1 protein-coding gene is annotated in these 1,112 nt (G+C 49.0%); it reads left to right on the top strand.

Features of this window, described 5'->3' with window-relative positions; all coding sequences use genetic code 11:
• Window positions 1-1,100: DUF3612 domain-containing protein (locus tag R7O12_RS26350; protein ID WP_318127019.1), on the top strand; the 1,100-nt coding region annotated here is incomplete at its 5' end.
• Window positions 1,101-1,112 lie beyond the last annotated feature (12 nt).

The raw sequence follows: 1,112 nt of genomic DNA, 5'->3' as shown, positions 1-1,112 counted from the left end.
AACGTGCCGCCGAAGAAGTGGGATTGAAGCGCCTTAATTTGTCGGTTGAAGATTTGATCGACATTGCCAAAAGTATGGGCTTGGATATCCGCTGGGTTGACCGAGCGCCTCAAGATGTCATCGATGAATTGGGCGTAAACGCCAAACAATTGATTACGTCATTCATGGAACCACCGGGCACCATTTATCTCAACAAACGGATGCGCGACTACCCTACCCGTTTAAAATACGACTTATCGGTATACATTGGCCACCGCGTATTGCACAGCAGCGACGCGATGAATAACGTGCTCTCCATCGGACATCAGAATAACTGGGAACAAATGGACAGCCCCGTGTCGAACTCTGAGCTCAATTCGCAAGACATTCTGCAAGCTTGGCGAGACTTTGAGTCCAGCTTTTTTGCAGGAGCTCTGCTTTGCCCTAAAGTGCCATTTCGTCAGTTGCTCGACCGCTCCGGTTACGAAATTGATGTTCATAAAAAAGCAGGCGTTTCGCCATCCGTTGCGATGCGCCGCATGACCGTTGTGTCACCATATCCCCATTGGCACTATTTCGACGCTTACGGGCCGGGCAAGCTTAAAGCCGTGTATCGAGGGAATGGCATCCCATTACCTTGGGGCAACATGCGCAAAGTGAATGACCCATGCCAACACTGGGCGGTATTCAGACGCCTATCCCAACCTTTAGATACGAGCTCTGCGCAAATCTCGATTTTGAATGTGGGTGACGAGCCACGCATTTATTGCTGTGAATCGGTCAACGTATTTGACCCGGCGGGGAACAACCGAGTGTTGTGTGCGGGGATAGATTTAAACCCTGCGATTTCAGCACAAGGCGGTGATGCGGTTTCCATAGCGGAAGAGTTGAAGTCTCTCTGTGTCGCTTCCGGCGGAAGCAGTGTTATTCCGCCTCATATCAAAAAAGACTTAACTACGATCGCTAAAATCTTAAATATCAATTGGATAGAACGCGGCATTCAAAGCCAAGCAAGATTGATTTGTTCAAGAGGGGCGGTATGTCCAAGACAACCAAGCTGTTACAGCAAATGCGGGGAAGCGGACGAGACGGGTGACAATGTGAATATTATCAGTCTCTAGAAAGAAAAAACG

Source organism: Vibrio sp. Vb1574 (genome assembly GCF_033338675.1).
The sequence above is the reverse complement of the archived record's forward strand: the minus strand, read 5'-3'. Positions and strand labels throughout refer to the sequence as shown.